Here is a 13,416-nt window from a genome sequence, read left to right as displayed (position 1 = left end):
ATGCGACGTTCGCTGAAGGATCTCATCGAGCACGCTGACCAGCTGGCGGATGTCTTCGAGAACTACCAACCCAAAGCGGGAGACCTTGACGCGCCGCTTTCGCCGCTCATGGCAGTCAAGCTCGCCGCGTTCCGGCGGGCAGCCGCCGAGAAGGAGTTGGCCGAAGCCATTCAGCAAGCGCGCGCAGCTCACGTCTCATGGCGTGAACTCGGTGAGGCCATCGGCACGAGCGGTGAGGCTGTGCGCCAGCGCTACGCAGCATCGTGATCCTGTCAGCGGTTCCTCGGTGAGCCACGCCGTCGCGAAGCACGCGGGGCCGGCCGATACCTTGACGCCGTGCTGGAGATTCGTCCGAACTGCGAGTGCTGTGATGTCGACCTTGCGCCGGAGTCACCGGACGCGATGATCTGCACCTTCGAGTGCACGTGGTGCACTTCCTGCGTCGACTCGTGCTTGGGTGGTGGGTGCCCGAACTGCGGGGGCGACCTTCAGCCCAGGCCTGTCCGGCCGGTTGACAAACTTGCGGCGTCCCCGGCATCGACCACACGAGTGGTCCAGAAGGGTCTGCACCGCACGTAGCGCGGAGGGCCAGGGACAGAATCAATGCCTCTTGATATCATTGTCCTGATATCAGGAGGAGGGGTTGTCGTGGAACAGATCCTCATCCGCAATCTGCCCGCCGGGACCAAGGCGGCAATCAAGGCGCGCGCCAAGCGGCACCACCGCTCGGTGGAGGCCGAAGCTCGCGAACTGCTGGCCCGCGCCCTTGAGGGTGACGAGCCGACGATCGTGGATCTCCTGAGCACCGACCTGGGTGTGGAGATCGAGTTCGAGCCTGAGCGACTGGGGCTCAACGCGCGCAGCGCTGACCTGTGAGTTATGTCCTCGACACCAACGTGGTGTCAGCCCTACGTATCCGCGGGAGGCACCCGGCCGTCGAGGCCTGGGCGGTGTCTGTGCCGATCGCGGACCAGTTCGTCGCCGCGACGACCATCGCCGAGATCGAACGAGGAGTCGTCGCGAAGGAGCGGTCCGACGCGGTGCAGGGGGCGGTGCTGCGCCGTTGGTTCGAGGGCAACGTCCTGCCGGCGTTCGCCGACCGCGTGCTGTCGTTCGACCTAGCGGCTGCGCGGCTCCTCGCCGCCTACCGGGTTCCCGAACACGCACCCTTCGACGACGCGCTCATCGCCGCGATCGCTGAGGCAGCCGAGATGACTGTCGTGACCCGCAACGTCAAGCACTTCACACCGCTGGGCGTCGCCTGCCTCGACCCATGGCGAACCAAGGCCGCTCGTGACTGAACGCTGGTTCAAGGGTTCGACACTGATGACCTCGATGCTCCTGATGGCGTTGGTGGGTCTCCTCGTGTCGTGCGGGGTCCCGGGGGCGGCGGATCCACGGGCGTACCCCGACTCCCAAACCGGCATCACCCTCGACGAGGCGCTACGGCTGAATCACGTTGCCCTCCCGGCCGACGCGTCAGACGTTCGGTACTCGGCTGACGCCAACCGTGAGGTCTCCCTCGACCTGACCTTTGTCACGGGGTGTCAGGACATTCCGGATTTCCTCAGGTCTGCAGGCGTGACGGAAAAGCTCGGTTCTACGGAACTGTCGCCGGCCGCCCTGATGTGGGGGCTGGCAGGCGAGCGCGACTGGGCGGTCGACGGTGACACGCCCTTCCTCAGCCAGGAGTTGTCCGATGACTCTCGCTACCGCGAGCTGGCGGTGACCGAAACCGCGAGCGGCCAGTGCCGGGTCTTCTACGTCACCGGAACCGTCTGATCGCTGCCACGGCCTGACATCAGGGGCAGGGCTCGGTCGTGGCGAAGGCGGGGTCACGCTCGGCCACGCGGCGGGCGCGGCGTGTCCGGTGAGCCTGGCGGAGTGAGTCGATGGACAGCAGCACCAACGCCACCCAGACGATCCCGAACCCGACCCACAGGGCGCCCGACACGTTTTCCCTGAGCAGCACGACTCCGATGACCAGCTGCAGCATCGGCGTGATGAACTGGATGAGACCGATCGTCACCAGCGGGACCCGCCGGGCGGCTGCAGCAAAGAACAGCAACGGGATCGCCGTCACCACGCCAGCGGCCACGAGCAGTCCCGTGTGCCACGGGCCCTCGCCGCCGAAGGTGAGGGAGCCCTGCGAGCCCAACCACACCAGCACCCCGACGGCCACGGGTGCGAGCACCAGCGTCTCGACAGTCAGCGAGTGCATCGCGTCGAGCGTCGCGCCGACCTTCTTCTTGACCAACCCGTAGAACGCGAACGAGAACGCCAACGACAGTGCGATCCACGGGAACTCGCCGCCGGCAACGGTGAGATACACGGCCGCGACAGCAGCGACCGCCACCGCAGCCCACTGAAGCGGTCGCAGCCGCTCGCGCAGCACCACCACCCCGAGCCCCACCGTCACGATGGGGTTCAGGAAGTAGCCCAGCGCAGCGGCATACGTCCGCCCCGTGATGACGGCCAACACATAGATGACCCAGTTGACCGCGATGAGCAGCGCTGCGAGCGTCAGCCCGCCGAGCAGCCGCGGGCGAGCCACCACAGTCCGCAGCCACGCCCAGTCCCGGCGCACCATGAGGACCAGGGCACAGAACGCCAGCGTCCACAGGATCCGGTGCGCGAGGATCTCGAACGCACCCGACGGCTTGAGGGCGTGGAAATAGAGCGGGAACAGGCCCCAGATGCCATAGGCCGCAAAGCCAAAGGCAGTCCCGCGCCTGACTTCGTGGTCGCCGTCCAATGGCGTCATCTCGACGCCAACGTCACGCCACCGTCCAGGTGTCACGCCCACGGAGCAGCGCGGCCAGGTCGTCGTCCGTCGCCGGACCGCCAGCAGTGGTGACCGCAGCCTCGACCTGCGCGCGCACCCCGTCGTCATAGGTCGGACGCGACACCGATCGGAAGATGCCCATCGGCACGTGCGTCATCTCGGGGGAGTCGAGCCGTGACAACGCGAACGCCTGACTCGGGTCGTCGGCACCCGCGTCGTGCACGACGACATCCGCGCCCTCTGCGGAAGCCGCAGGGACGAACTCGAGGCCACCACCCGGCATACGGACCAAGGTCTTGCGGTCGTCCTCTGGGCCGACCTGCACCGGCTCGCCGTCGAGGAGGTGCACGAGCCGCGCCTCCTGCTGAGTGCGGTCCTTGATGAGGTCGAACGCGCCGTCGTTGAAGATCGGGCAGTTCTGATAGATCTCGACGAGCGAGGTCCCCCGGTGCTCTGCGGCGGCCTGCAGGATGCCCGTGAGGTGCTTGCGATCAGTGTCCGTGGTGCGCGCGACGAAGGTCGCCTCCGCACCGAGCGCCAACGACACCGGGTTGAACGGCTGGTCGACCGACCCCATCGGCGTCGACTTCGTCACCTGGCCGACGCGCGAGGTGGGGGAGTACTGACCCTTGGTCAGGCCGTAGATCTCGTTGTTGAACAGCAGGATCGTCATGTTGACGTTGCGGCGCAGCGCGTGGATGAGGTGGTTGCCACCGATCGACAGCGCGTCACCGTCACCCGTCACGACCCACACGTTCTGGTCCGGCCGCGACGTGGCGAGGCCGGTCGCGATCGACGGTGCACGCCCGTGGATCGAGTGCATGCCATAGGTGTCGAGGTAGTAGGGGAAGCGGCTCGAGCAACCAATGCCGGAGACGAACGTGATGTTCTCGCGCTTGAGTCCCAGCTCGGGCAGGAACGACTGCACCGCCGCGAGGATCGCGTAGTCCCCGCAGCCCGGGCACCAGCGCACCTCCTGGTCGGAGGTGAACTCCTTCTTGGTCTGCTTCGCCGCGTCCGGAGCAAGCAGAGGTATGCCGGCCAGTCCGCTCGGGCGCGTCGGTGCGCCGTTGCTCGCGGCGACTCCACCAGCCGTCGCGTTCAGGGCGTCGCGGCTGTTGTCGATGGCGGTCACTTGAGCTCCTCGAGGTGGGTGAGGATGACGTCGGCGAGATCGACCGTGGAGAACGGCAGGCCTCGCACGGAGGTGTGGGGGCGGACGTCGACGAGGAACTCGGCGCGCAGCAGCATCGACAGCTGGCCAAGGTTCATCTCGGGGACGACGACGCGGTCGTAGGACCGCAGGACCTCGCCGAGGTTGGCGGGGAAGGGGTTGAGGTTGCGCAGGTGCGCGCTGGCGACGGAGTGGCCGGCGTTGCGAACAGCCCTGACAGCAGCGGCGATCGGTCCCTGGGTTGAACCCCACCCGAGGATGAGCACGCGCGCGTCACCCGACGGGTCCTCGACCGCGAGGTCGGGAATGCCCGCGATGCCGGCGACCTTGGCGGCGCGCAGGCGCGTCATCTTGTCGTGGTTGTCGGGATCGTAGGAGATGTTGCCGGTGACGTCGGCCTTCTCGATGCCGCCGATGCGGTGCTCGAGGCCGGGCGTGCCCGGAATGGCCCACGGGCGGGCGAGCGTCTCGGGGTCGCGCAGGAACGGGTGGAAGACCGGCTCACCCTTGTCGTCGACACCGTTGGGCTCGCTCGCGAACTCGACCTGCAGGTCGGGGAGGTCGGCGACCTCCGGCACGGCCCATGGCTCGGAACCGTTGGCGAGGTAGCCGTCACTGAGCAGGAAGACAGGAGTCCGGTATGCCGTCGCGATCCGGACCGCTTCGAAGGCTGCGTCGAAGCAGTCGGCGGGGGTCGACGGCGCGATGATCGGGACGGGCGACTCACCGTTGCGGCCGAACATCGCCTGGAGGAGGTCGGACTGCTCGGTCTTGGTCGGCAGGCCGGTCGAGGGCCCGCCCCGCTGGACGTCGACGATGATCAGCGGCAGTTCGAGCGAGACGGCGAGGCCGATCATCTCGGACTTCAGCGCGACACCCGGACCGGACGTCGTCGTCACACCGATGGCGCCGCCGAAGCTCGCGCCGAGAGCGATGCCGATGCCGGCGATCTCGTCCTCGGCCTGCATCGTCGTGATGTTGTGGCGCTTGAGTGCGGAGAGAGCGTGGAGGATGTCGGAGGCCGGGGTGATCGGGTAGGACCCGAGCACGAGCGGCAACTTGGCCTGGTGGGCAGCGGCGACGAGACCGTGCGCCAGGGCCGTGTTGCCCGTGATGTTGCGATAGGTGCCCGGGGGCATCACGGCCGGGGCGATCTCGTAGCTCGACGCGAAGTCCTCGGTCGTCTCGCCGTAGTTCCAGCCCGCCTTGAGGGCGGTGAGGTTGGCCTCGAGGATCTCGGGGTGGGCGCCGAACTTCTTGGCGAGGAACGCCTCGGTGCCGGCGGTGGGCCGCGTGTACATCCACGACAGGAGCCCGAGCGCGAACATGTTCTTGGCGCGCTCCTTCTCCTTGCGGGTCAGGCCGTCAAAGGCGGCGAGCGCCTCGACGGTGATCGACGTGAGTGGCACGGGGTGGACGTGGAAGGACTCGAGCGTGCCGTCATCGACCGGGTTCTCGGCGTAGCCGACCTTGGCCAGCGCGCGCTTGGTGAACTCGTCGGTGTTGATGATGATCGTCGCGCCGCGGGGCACGTCGGCGAGATTGGCCATGAGGGCGGCCGGGTTCATCGCGACGAGGACGTCTGGGGCGTCACCGGGCGTGAGGACCTCATGGTCGGCGAAGTGGAGCTGGAAGCTCGACACTCCGGGCAGCGTGCCCTGGGGTGCGCGGATCTCGGCCGGGAAGTTGGGCAGCGTCGACAGGTCGTTGCCCATCGCTGCGGTCTCCGAGGTGAACCGGTCTCCGGTGAGTTGCATGCCGTCGCCGGAGTCCCCCGCGAAACGGATGACGACACGATCGAGTTTCTGCACGGTCTTGCTGGACATGAACACCTGACTCGAGAGACGTCCGTCGGGCCCGAATGTGTGATACCCGGCGTTCCACCCATCGTACGACTCAGGTAAGGCAACACTTTGGACGTGTCCACGGTGAGATGAGAGCCGTGGCGGACCCGAGAAAGGTCGAGATGGTAGGAAACGCCGAGTGCGGGCAGGCTCCACCGGCGTTTCCTACTATCTCGACCCGGCGGGAGCCCTTCGCCCCGCGTGGCGCCATTAGGCTTCGGCCCATGACCGGATACGTGGTTGCAGCGGCAGTGCTGGCGACCGGCCTGCTGCTCGTCATCGCCGCGTCGGGGGCCCGTCATCTCCTGGCCCCCCGGGCAGCCACGCCCGCCAAGCTCACGACCTACGAGTCCGGCGTCGACCCGGTCGGCGAGGGATGGGCGCAGAGCCAGGTGCGCTACCTCGCCTACGCCTTCCTCTATGTCGTCTTCGCCGTCGATGCCGTCTATCTCTTCCCGTGGGCCTACGTCCTGCGCGACTCGAATCTGGGGATGGCCTCGCTCGTCGAGATCGCGATCTTCATCGGCATCATCGTCATCGGGCTGCTCCACGCGGCCCGCCGTGGCCTCCTGCGCTGGACCTGACGGCGCGCAGCGAACGCTCCCCATTGGAGGGTTGCGTACCGAACTCACCCAATTGGACGGTTGGGCACACCACCCTGCCCGTATGCCGGCCGCTCACCTAAGGTGAGCACGTGACCGCAGACCAGCCCGTGATGCTGCCGATGCCGCGCGTCGGACCGGTCGCCGAGCACGCCCCCAAGCCCATCCGGGTCGTCCTCAACTGGGGCCGCCGCTACTCGCTGTGGGTCTTCAACTTCGGTCTGGCCTGCTGCGCGATCGAGTTCATCGCCGCGTCGATGGGGCGCCATGACTTCATCCGGCTGGGTGTCATCCCCTTCGCGCCCGGGCCGCGCCAGGCGGACCTCATGGTCGTGTCCGGCACGGTGACGGACAAGATGGCGCCGGCGATCCGCCGCCTCTATGACCAGATGCCCGAGCCGAAGTACGTCATCTCGTTCGGCGCCTGCTCCAATTCCGGTGGGCCGTACTGGGATTCGTACTCCGTGACCAAGGGTGTCGACCAGCTCATCCCCGTCGACGTCTACGTGCCCGGTTGCCCCCCGCGGCCCGAGGCGCTGCTCCACGGGATCATCCGGCTGCAGGAGCAGATCGCGGGTGAGCGCCTGACCGGACGCGCCATTGCCGAGCGACTCGGCGGGGGTCACGGCCCCACCGATTCCGCACCCCGCTACACGGCACACCGCACTGCGGCAGCGGGCGAGGTGACGCGCGGACGGGTCGAGAGGCCGTCCTGATGCTCATCGTCTTCGGCCTCCTCGCGTTCGTCATCGAGTTCGCCTTCATGGTCGGCGTCTACCTCCTGGCGTCCGGCTTGGTTGGTGGTGGCTTCGGTGGGGTGGTCGTCGGCGTCCTCGCGGTCGTGCTCGTGGCCGCCCTCTGGGGGATGTTCGTCGCGCCCAAGGCGCGCCGCCGTATCCCCAAGGTGCCGAGGGCGCTCGCCGCGGGTGCCGCAGTGGCCGTGGTCGGGGCGGGCCTCCTCGGACTCGGCCATCAACGTTTTGGCCTCGTGCTCATCGGCTCCGGCCTCGTCCTCGTGCTGGCGCAGGTCGCGCTCGACGACGGGCTGACCGACCCGCGAGCCCGCGAACGACGCGAGCAGGCGCGCCAGGGTGACTCCAGACGCAGTCGCTCGCGCCGCAAGCCGGCGACGCCCTCACGCGAATCGGCACCTTCGCGTGAGTCCGTACCCCCACGTGACTCCGCACCCCCACGGGACTCCGCACCCCGGGCCGGGGCCGAGACCGAGGGCCGGGGCGAGACGCGCAGGTCCCGTCACCGTCGCCGCTGACCCCGGCTGGTTCGCACGGGCGGTGCCGAAAAGGCGACCGAGCTCGTGAACGGGGGCGGACGGCATACCCGTTGGTAAGGACTTGGCAAAATCCCGTGACGAAAGTCACGTGCGAGCGTCTCGGTGGCCCTAGGTTTCCCCTCACCTACCCCTGCCAGCAATGGAGATGTCAATGGCGACAGTCCGTTCCTTGGGGCTTCTCGCGGCCGCAGCCGCCGCGACGAGCCTTGTGATCAGCGCAGCACCCGCACAGGCAGCGACGTCCTATGTGGCCCTCGGTGACTCGTACTCCTCGGGCACCGGAACCCGCAGCTACATCAACGACGGGACGGCGTGCAAGCGGTCCACCCACGCCTACCCGTCGCTCATCGCAGCCGCGAAGGGACTCACGCTCAACTTCCGGGCCTGCTCCGGGGCCAAGATCCCCGACGTCACGAACACCCAGCTCAGTGCGCTGTCGGCGTCGACGACGCACGTGAGCATCTCCATCGGCGGCAACGACGCAGGGTTCGCCGACGTCCTCACCGAATGCGCGATGCCGGGTTGGGCGAGCAACTGCAACGGCGCGATCGACGGAGCGCAGAACTACATCAACAACGTTCTGTCGGGTCAGCTCTCGACGCTCTACACGTCGATCCGCTCCAAGGCGCCGAATGCCAAGGTCGTCGTCGTCGGATACCCGCGCGTCTTCATGGGTGAGGACTGCAACGCCTTCACCTGGTTCTCGCCGAGTGAGCAGACGCGGCTCAACCAGACGGCAGACCTGCTCAACAGCAAGACGTCGGCGGCAGCGGGCGCGAAGGGCTTCACGTTTGCCAACCCGACGTCGCGCTTCCTCGGCCACGCCGTCTGCGACTCACCCGAGTGGATCAACGGGCTGTCCAGCCCGATCGACGAGAGCTATCACCCCAACGTGGCCGGCCAGAGCGGTGGCTACGCGCCGACGGTGAGCCCGCCGCTCACCGGCAGCGCGTTCAAGCTCACGGCCGCCACGGCGAAGAAGGCGAGGGCAAGCGCCGAGCGGCTTGCGGCACAACAGCGGACGTATGCCGTCCAGGACGCCTCGATCACGCCGAAGGAGTTCCGCGCTCCTGACCTTTCCACCCCGGAGGTCAAGGCGGCGGCTGCCCGAGCCGGCGTCGACCTGTCGTCCCGGGCGAGCATCGACGCCGCCGACCGCGTCTGGTCGGCCCGCCAGGCTCGCTGACCCTCGCCTTGTGTGCCCCAGCACTGCCCATGGCGAGCGCTGGGGCACACAAGGCAGGTTGCAGTCAGTCGGCGACGTGACCGGCGAGGAGTCGGCCGAGCTGCTCGGCCTCTTGAATCGTGTTGTTCACGTGGAACGACAGTCGCAGTCGGCCCGCCCGAACGCTGGCCACGGCTCCGGCCTCGGCCATGAGCCCGGCCACGGCGTCGTCGGCCTCGAGCGACCGGATGGCGCTGGTCCCCGGTGGCAACCCCGCCGCGTGCGCGAACGCGGCTTCAACGGCGCGCGCATGCTGCTGCAACTCCGCGACACCGACGCGCTCGAGGAAGTCCAACGACGCCGCCGTCCCCACCCAGGAGAACCACCCGGGCGACACGTCGAAGCGCCGCGCATCCCTGGCCAGCCGCAACGGCAAGCCGTAGATCGACTCCCATGGCGACTCGCCGGCATACCAATTGGCGTGCTCGGGCACCAACGTCTCCCAGCGATCAGGTCGCACCGTGAGGAAGGCCGTCCCGCGCGGTGACAGCAGCCACTTGTAGGTGCCACACACCGTGTAGGCGAAGCGACTCGCATCGACCTCGAGCCACCCCGCCGCCTGGGTGAGGTCGACGAGGACATCGACTCCGTGGGCGCGGGCCGATGCCTCGATGGCGTCGAGGTCGACGACGGCACCGTCTGCGGATTGCACTGCAGCGACGGCCACGATCGCCGTCCGCTCGGTCACATGCTCGGCCAGGTTCGACAACGGTGCCTCAACGATCCGCACCCCACGCGCCTCGTGTGCCGCGAAGGGGAACGTGACACTCGTGAATTCCCCCTCGGGCACCAACACTTCCGCGCCGTCCGGGACGCTGCTCGCGATCAGCCCGACCAAGGGTGAGACCTGATGTCCGATGGCGACCGCCCCGGCGTCCACCCCGACGAGACGGGCGTAGGACTCCCGGGCGCGCGTCACGGCTGGGTCGAATCCCGGCCCGTCGATGCGCCCGGTGCGCCACTGGTCGAGTACGGCCGTCATGGCCTCGCTGGTCTCCCGCGGGGGGAGCCCTGCCGTCGCGGTCCCGAAGTAGGGCATGGCAGCGTCGAAGTGCTCGGCCCACGGCCAGCCCGTGGCTGGCCCTGGGGTGTCCGGTGCGGTCATCCAGCGACGTTAGCGGACACTGCGGATACGCTGCGCGGGTGAGCACCGATGAGCTGCACGACGTCGCGCCCGGCGAGTGGCACGAGGCCGTCTCGGCGGCCCACGCGACCGGGTTCACGTTCTTCGACTGGCTCAGCGCGGTCGACCGGACCTATGACGAGGCCAACCCGGGCTACGACGTCGTCCTGCGCGCGTTGGCGCTGCCCCGCATCGACCCTGTCGTGGGCGAGGCGCTCGAAGGGCTGCGCGCCATGCGGCTCACGACACGCGTCCCCGACGGCGTCGCGCTCGCGTCCGTCACCGATGTGTATGCCGGTGCCGCCTGGCACGAGCGTGAGACGCACGAGATGTTCGGGGTGGAGTTCTCCGGCTTCGACGACGGGTCGGAAGGAGGGCTGCGACCCTTGCTCCTCCCGGAGGGTTTCGAGGGCACGCCCCTGCGCAAGTCCTTCGTCCTGGCAGCACGGGCTTCCAAGCAGTGGCCCGGAGGCAAGGAGCCCGGCGAGGGGCACGACTCGTCCAAGTCGCCATCGCGGCGTCGGGTCCAGGCGCCCGGAGTTCCCGGTCCCGAGTGGGGTCCGCGCTCGTGACGCTGGGTGGGGCCGAGTCGGTGGTGATCGAGCGGAGTCGGGTCAAGACGTTGCTGGCCCTCGGTGGCTGCGTGCTCTTCGTGGTGGGCTCGGTGGCGATCTGGCGAGCGGAGAGTCCCGTCATCGGCATTCTTGGGCTCGTGACCTTCGGCGTCTTTGGGGCATACATCCTGCACGCGCTCTTCCGGAGCGGACCGGGCCTGGTTGTGGACGACGAAGGGTTCACCGATCAGTCCTCAGCCGGGGCGGTCGGGCGCGTCCTGTGGGCCGACGTCACGGAGTTGGGGACGTGGAGCCATCAGGGCGCCAACGTGTTGGTGGTCGGGCTGCGCAATCCTGAGGACTACGTGGCGCGGCTCAGTGCGGTGTCGCGGCGGTATGCCCGGGTCAACCTGTCGATGATGGGGACGCCCGTGACGATCGCCTCGACGGGGCTGAAGACGGACTACGACTCCCTGTTCGCCCTCATGAACGAGCGGCTCGAACGTTCCCGCCTTCGCCTCGACTCGAATCCACCTCGCACCTGACGCGTTGGTGTTCTGTCCCGAACCGAGGAATTCGGTGAGTTCGGGACGGGCGGTGGGCGGACGGCATACGGGCGGGTTGTGTGCCCAACCGTCCAATTGGGTGAGTTCGGGACGGGCAGTGAGTGGGCGGAGCCGGGTTCAGTCGGGTTCGTTGTGCGTGGACGAGCCGCCCACGCGATAGGGCGTCGTCACCCCTTCGTACATGACGTGCGCGATGAGACCCTCCTGGGCGTGGGGCAGGTTGTGGCAGTGGTCGGACCAGATGCCGGGGTTGTCCGCGACGAACGCGACGTCGAACGTGCGTCCCACCGGTACCTCAAGAGAATCGGTCCACCAGGGACTGCCCGTGGCCGGCTTCCCGTCCCGAGCGAGCACGACCACGTGATGCCCGTGCAGGTGCATCGGGTGGGTCTCGTTGCTGTGGTTGCTGATCTTCATCCGGACGACGTCGCCCTCGGAGACGGTATACATCGGGACGTTGGGATAGAGCTTGCCGTTGATCGACCACCAGATCCCCGGGCGTCCCTTGACGAAGCCCGGCCGGCGGCCCATGGAGTAGACGAACCGACGATCGGCCGTGTCCGGGTCGAAGGCGAGCGGAGTCGGCGTTCCGTAGGTCAGGAAGTCGACGGACTGTCCCGGCGCTCGGGTCGTGGGTGCGGTTGATCCCGTCGGCCCGATGACGAGCGACACCCCGCTCAGCTGCACCCGCGCCGCACCCGACGCGGGGACCTCGAGCTCGAGGTCGGCGCGCCCTCCCGCCGGGACGATGATCGACTTCCCCTCGATGGGTGTGGGCTCGTTGACGTCCGTTCCGTCGATGGCGACGAGCCTGTATGCCGTCCCGCTCACCCACGCGGGCGCGACGCCGGGATCGGTGTTGATGACACGCACCCGGACCCGGTCCCCGGCCGCCGCGTCGAGGCGCTGTTCACCAACCTTCCCGTTGAGCGTGCGCTTGCCGCCGTAGGTGTGCGACAGCAACGTCAGATCCGCCGCGGTGGTGGCCGCCGTCGCAGCTTTGGGCGCCACGACGATCGCCCCGAGGAGGCCCTTGCGCACCTGCTCGTGGGAGACCTGGTGGGAGTGGTACCAGTAGGTGCCGACCTGGCGCAGGACGAAGCGGTAGGTGTGCGACTGGCCGACACCCACGGCATCCTGGGTCACGCCTGCGACCCCGTCTTCGGCATTGGGCACGTCGAGGCCGTGCCAGTGCAGCGTCGTCCCGCCGGGCACCGATTCGTTGACCAGCGTCACCTCCACGAGGTCCCCCTGAGTGGCGCTGATCGTCGGCCCCGGCGACGTGCCGTTGAGCGTGTAGCCGGGCACCGAGACGCCGGGTCCGATCGTGACCGACCCCTCCGCGGCCACGAGCCGCACCCTGACGTCCGGCGTCCCACCCTCCTTCTCCGTGAGGTCCCTGACCGAGATCGGTGCGCCGTTTCCGGCCGACCCGACGGGGGGCCCGCTCTGGTGGGCGCCCGGCCCGCCCGACACGTGACCTGCGGCAGCGACGGTGAGTCCTGGGTCGTGGACCCCCATGTCCATGACCGAATAGGTGTCGGGCATCCGGCTCGCGTTCCACATCCAGCCGAGCGGCAGGGTGATGGCCAGGGTCGCGGCCAGGGCGAGCAGCAGTGCCACTCGCCCTCTGCCGCGACCCCGAGTGGCCGCCGTCTCCTCAGACAGCGACACGGTCGAGCGGGACGTCCGGCGTCGCTGAAGCCTCACCGGACAGTCGGCGCGAACGGTAGAACGTCCAGACCGCTGCCGAGAAGAGGAGCAGCGCGTTGATCCCGTGCAGCGCCCCGAGGATCGGGAAGCTGTGCCCCAGGATCCCGAGCGTCACTTGGAGAACGACGAGGCCGAGCACGATGCCGGCCCACTTGCTGCCCCCGGGAACCTTGGAGAAGAACGACGAGATCAGGAGCAGGAGGGCGATGATCGGGATGACCATCATCCCGTTCATGCCGTGGAGCATCAGGCCGATGAACTCGGGGAACGGAGCCTCGCCGGACTCGAACGCCGCCTCCATCCCCGCCTTGTCGATGACGCCGCCCTCTTCGACGTAGATCCCCAGTCCGGCGTCGCCATAGACGACGAACGCCGCTTGAAGCATGACCTCGACGGCCACCAGGCCGGCGAGGACGCGGTAGACAGTCCGCATGGTGGAGCCTCTCTGAACAGGGCCCGACCGAGGGGTGCCAGAGAGGCACCGGCGGCCGCGCCGGGAAGTTCGCAGGGGAATGTCCCTGCGAAATGAAAGAGGTCTC

The 13,416-nt window shown here is 68.3% G+C and carries 17 protein-coding genes; 11 read left to right on the top strand and 6 right to left on the bottom strand.

Annotated elements, in window-relative coordinates:
- The 5 genes from N802_RS05940 (at position 1) to N802_RS05925 (ending at position 1,782) form a co-directional block, all read left to right on the top strand.
- Complete coding sequence (locus tag N802_RS05940; RefSeq protein ID WP_035913575.1) at positions 1-267, top strand: hypothetical protein; 267 nt, start codon at positions 1-3, stop codon at positions 265-267.
- A gap of 69 nt (positions 268-336) precedes the next feature.
- Positions 337-579, top strand: coding sequence for a DUF1272 domain-containing protein (locus tag N802_RS19860; protein WP_084071904.1), 243 nt, complete (start codon positions 337-339; stop codon positions 577-579).
- A gap of 69 nt (positions 580-648) precedes the next feature.
- The gene (locus tag N802_RS05935; RefSeq protein ID WP_035913574.1) at positions 649-876 is read left to right on the top strand and encodes a FitA-like ribbon-helix-helix domain-containing protein; all 228 of its coding nucleotides are present in this window, start codon (positions 649-651) and stop codon (positions 874-876) included.
- Positions 873-1,301, top strand: a complete 429-nt coding sequence (locus N802_RS05930; protein ID WP_035913572.1) for a PIN domain-containing protein — start codon at positions 873-875, stop codon at positions 1,299-1,301. The genes N802_RS05935 and N802_RS05930 overlap by 4 nt, the downstream gene beginning before the upstream one ends.
- Positions 1,302-1,326: 25 nt before the next feature.
- Positions 1,327-1,782 (top strand): hypothetical protein, encoded by a 456-nt coding sequence (locus N802_RS05925; RefSeq protein ID WP_035913571.1) that lies wholly within the window; start codon positions 1,327-1,329, stop codon positions 1,780-1,782.
- 19 nt (positions 1,783-1,801) lie between these two features.
- On the opposite strand, the gene rarD is transcribed toward N802_RS05925, so the two are convergent.
- The 3 genes from rarD to N802_RS05910 are packed head-to-tail and all read right to left on the bottom strand — an operon-like array spanning position 1,802 to position 5,785.
- Complete coding sequence (rarD, locus tag N802_RS05920) at positions 1,802-2,764, bottom strand: EamA family transporter RarD (RefSeq protein WP_035913859.1); 963 nt, start codon at positions 2,762-2,764, stop codon at positions 1,802-1,804.
- 13 nt (positions 2,765-2,777) lie between these two features.
- Positions 2,778-3,890: a 2-oxoacid:ferredoxin oxidoreductase subunit beta gene (locus tag N802_RS05915; RefSeq protein WP_035913858.1), complete on the bottom strand. Its 1,113-nt coding sequence runs from the start codon at positions 3,888-3,890 to the stop codon at positions 2,778-2,780.
- A gap of 26 nt (positions 3,891-3,916) precedes the next feature.
- Positions 3,917-5,785: a 2-oxoacid:acceptor oxidoreductase subunit alpha gene (locus N802_RS05910; protein WP_035913857.1), complete on the bottom strand. Its 1,869-nt coding sequence runs from the start codon at positions 5,783-5,785 to the stop codon at positions 3,917-3,919.
- 242 nt (positions 5,786-6,027) lie between these two features.
- Here N802_RS05910 and N802_RS05905 point away from each other — a divergent pair, with 242 nt between their 5' ends.
- The 4 genes from N802_RS05905 (at position 6,028) to N802_RS05890 (ending at position 8,882) form a co-directional block, all read left to right on the top strand.
- Complete coding sequence (locus N802_RS05905) at positions 6,028-6,387, top strand: NADH-quinone oxidoreductase subunit A (RefSeq protein WP_035913569.1); 360 nt, start codon at positions 6,028-6,030, stop codon at positions 6,385-6,387.
- Between the two features lie 131 nt (positions 6,388-6,518).
- Complete coding sequence (locus tag N802_RS05900) at positions 6,519-7,121, top strand: NADH-quinone oxidoreductase subunit B (RefSeq protein WP_035913855.1); 603 nt, start codon at positions 6,519-6,521, stop codon at positions 7,119-7,121.
- A complete protein-coding gene (locus N802_RS19345) occupies positions 7,121-7,675 on the top strand; it encodes a DUF2568 domain-containing protein (protein ID WP_052109473.1) in 555 nt (184 codons plus the stop codon). Before N802_RS05900 ends, N802_RS19345 begins: the two co-directional genes overlap by 1 nt.
- Positions 7,676-7,847: 172 nt before the next feature.
- Positions 7,848-8,882, top strand: a complete 1,035-nt coding sequence (locus N802_RS05890; protein WP_035913566.1) for an SGNH/GDSL hydrolase family protein — start codon at positions 7,848-7,850, stop codon at positions 8,880-8,882.
- A 64-nt stretch (positions 8,883-8,946) separates the two neighbouring features.
- On the opposite strand, the gene N802_RS05885 is transcribed toward N802_RS05890, so the two are convergent.
- Positions 8,947-10,026 carry an aminotransferase class V-fold PLP-dependent enzyme gene (locus N802_RS05885; RefSeq protein ID WP_084071903.1) on the bottom strand — a complete coding sequence of 360 codons (1,080 nt, stop codon included), beginning with the start codon at positions 10,024-10,026 and terminating at the stop codon, positions 8,947-8,949.
- A 38-nt stretch (positions 10,027-10,064) separates the two neighbouring features.
- On the opposite strand from N802_RS05885, the gene N802_RS05880 reads away from it, so the two are divergent.
- Positions 10,065-10,616 (top strand): NADH-quinone oxidoreductase subunit C, encoded by a 552-nt coding sequence (locus tag N802_RS05880; protein ID WP_035913563.1) that lies wholly within the window; start codon positions 10,065-10,067, stop codon positions 10,614-10,616.
- Complete coding sequence (locus N802_RS05875; RefSeq protein ID WP_156971302.1) at positions 10,613-11,143, top strand: STM3941 family protein; 531 nt, start codon at positions 10,613-10,615, stop codon at positions 11,141-11,143. Before N802_RS05880 ends, N802_RS05875 begins: the two co-directional genes overlap by 4 nt.
- A 138-nt stretch (positions 11,144-11,281) precedes the next feature.
- Here N802_RS05875 and N802_RS05870 read toward each other — a convergent pair whose 3' ends face one another.
- Positions 11,282-12,838, bottom strand: coding sequence for a multicopper oxidase family protein (locus tag N802_RS05870; protein ID WP_245613841.1), 1,557 nt, complete (start codon positions 12,836-12,838; stop codon positions 11,282-11,284).
- The gene (locus N802_RS05865; protein WP_035913555.1) at positions 12,825-13,310 is read right to left on the bottom strand and encodes a DUF6220 domain-containing protein; all 486 of its coding nucleotides are present in this window, start codon (positions 13,308-13,310) and stop codon (positions 12,825-12,827) included. Before N802_RS05865 ends, N802_RS05870 begins: the two co-directional genes overlap by 14 nt.
- Positions 13,311-13,416: the final 106 nt, after the last annotated feature.

Origin of the sequence: Knoellia sinensis KCTC 19936 (assembly GCF_000768705.1) — a bacterium.
GTDB classification, from domain to species: Bacteria; Actinomycetota; Actinomycetes; order Actinomycetales; family Dermatophilaceae; genus Knoellia; species Knoellia sinensis.
The sequence above is the reverse complement of the archived record's forward strand: the minus strand, read 5'-3'. Positions and strand labels throughout refer to the sequence as shown.

What these genes read in the sequence shown, in the direction of transcription:
- N802_RS05910 (WP_035913857.1), bottom strand. Translation starts at nt 5,785, where the DNA reads ATGTCCAGCAAGACCGTGCAGAAACTCGATCGTGTCGTCATCCGTTTC.
- N802_RS05890 (WP_035913566.1), top strand. Translation starts at nt 7,848, where the DNA reads ATGGCGACAGTCCGTTCCTTGGGGCTTCTCGCGGCCGCAGCCGCCGCG.
- N802_RS05925 (WP_035913571.1), top strand. Translation starts at nt 1,327, where the DNA reads ATGACCTCGATGCTCCTGATGGCGTTGGTGGGTCTCCTCGTGTCGTGC.
- N802_RS05865 (WP_035913555.1), bottom strand. Translation starts at nt 13,310, where the DNA reads ATGCGGACTGTCTACCGCGTCCTCGCCGGCCTGGTGGCCGTCGAGGTC.
- N802_RS19345 (WP_052109473.1), top strand. Translation starts at nt 7,121, where the DNA reads ATGCTCATCGTCTTCGGCCTCCTCGCGTTCGTCATCGAGTTCGCCTTC.
- N802_RS05885 (WP_084071903.1), bottom strand. Translation starts at nt 10,026, where the DNA reads ATGACCGCACCGGACACCCCAGGGCCAGCCACGGGCTGGCCGTGGGCC.
- N802_RS05900 (WP_035913855.1), top strand. Translation starts at nt 6,519, where the DNA reads ATGCTGCCGATGCCGCGCGTCGGACCGGTCGCCGAGCACGCCCCCAAG.
- N802_RS05940 (WP_035913575.1), top strand. Translation starts at nt 1, where the DNA reads ATGCGACGTTCGCTGAAGGATCTCATCGAGCACGCTGACCAGCTGGCG.
- rarD (WP_035913859.1), bottom strand. Translation starts at nt 2,764, where the DNA reads ATGACGCCATTGGACGGCGACCACGAAGTCAGGCGCGGGACTGCCTTT.
- N802_RS05905 (WP_035913569.1), top strand. Translation starts at nt 6,028, where the DNA reads ATGACCGGATACGTGGTTGCAGCGGCAGTGCTGGCGACCGGCCTGCTG.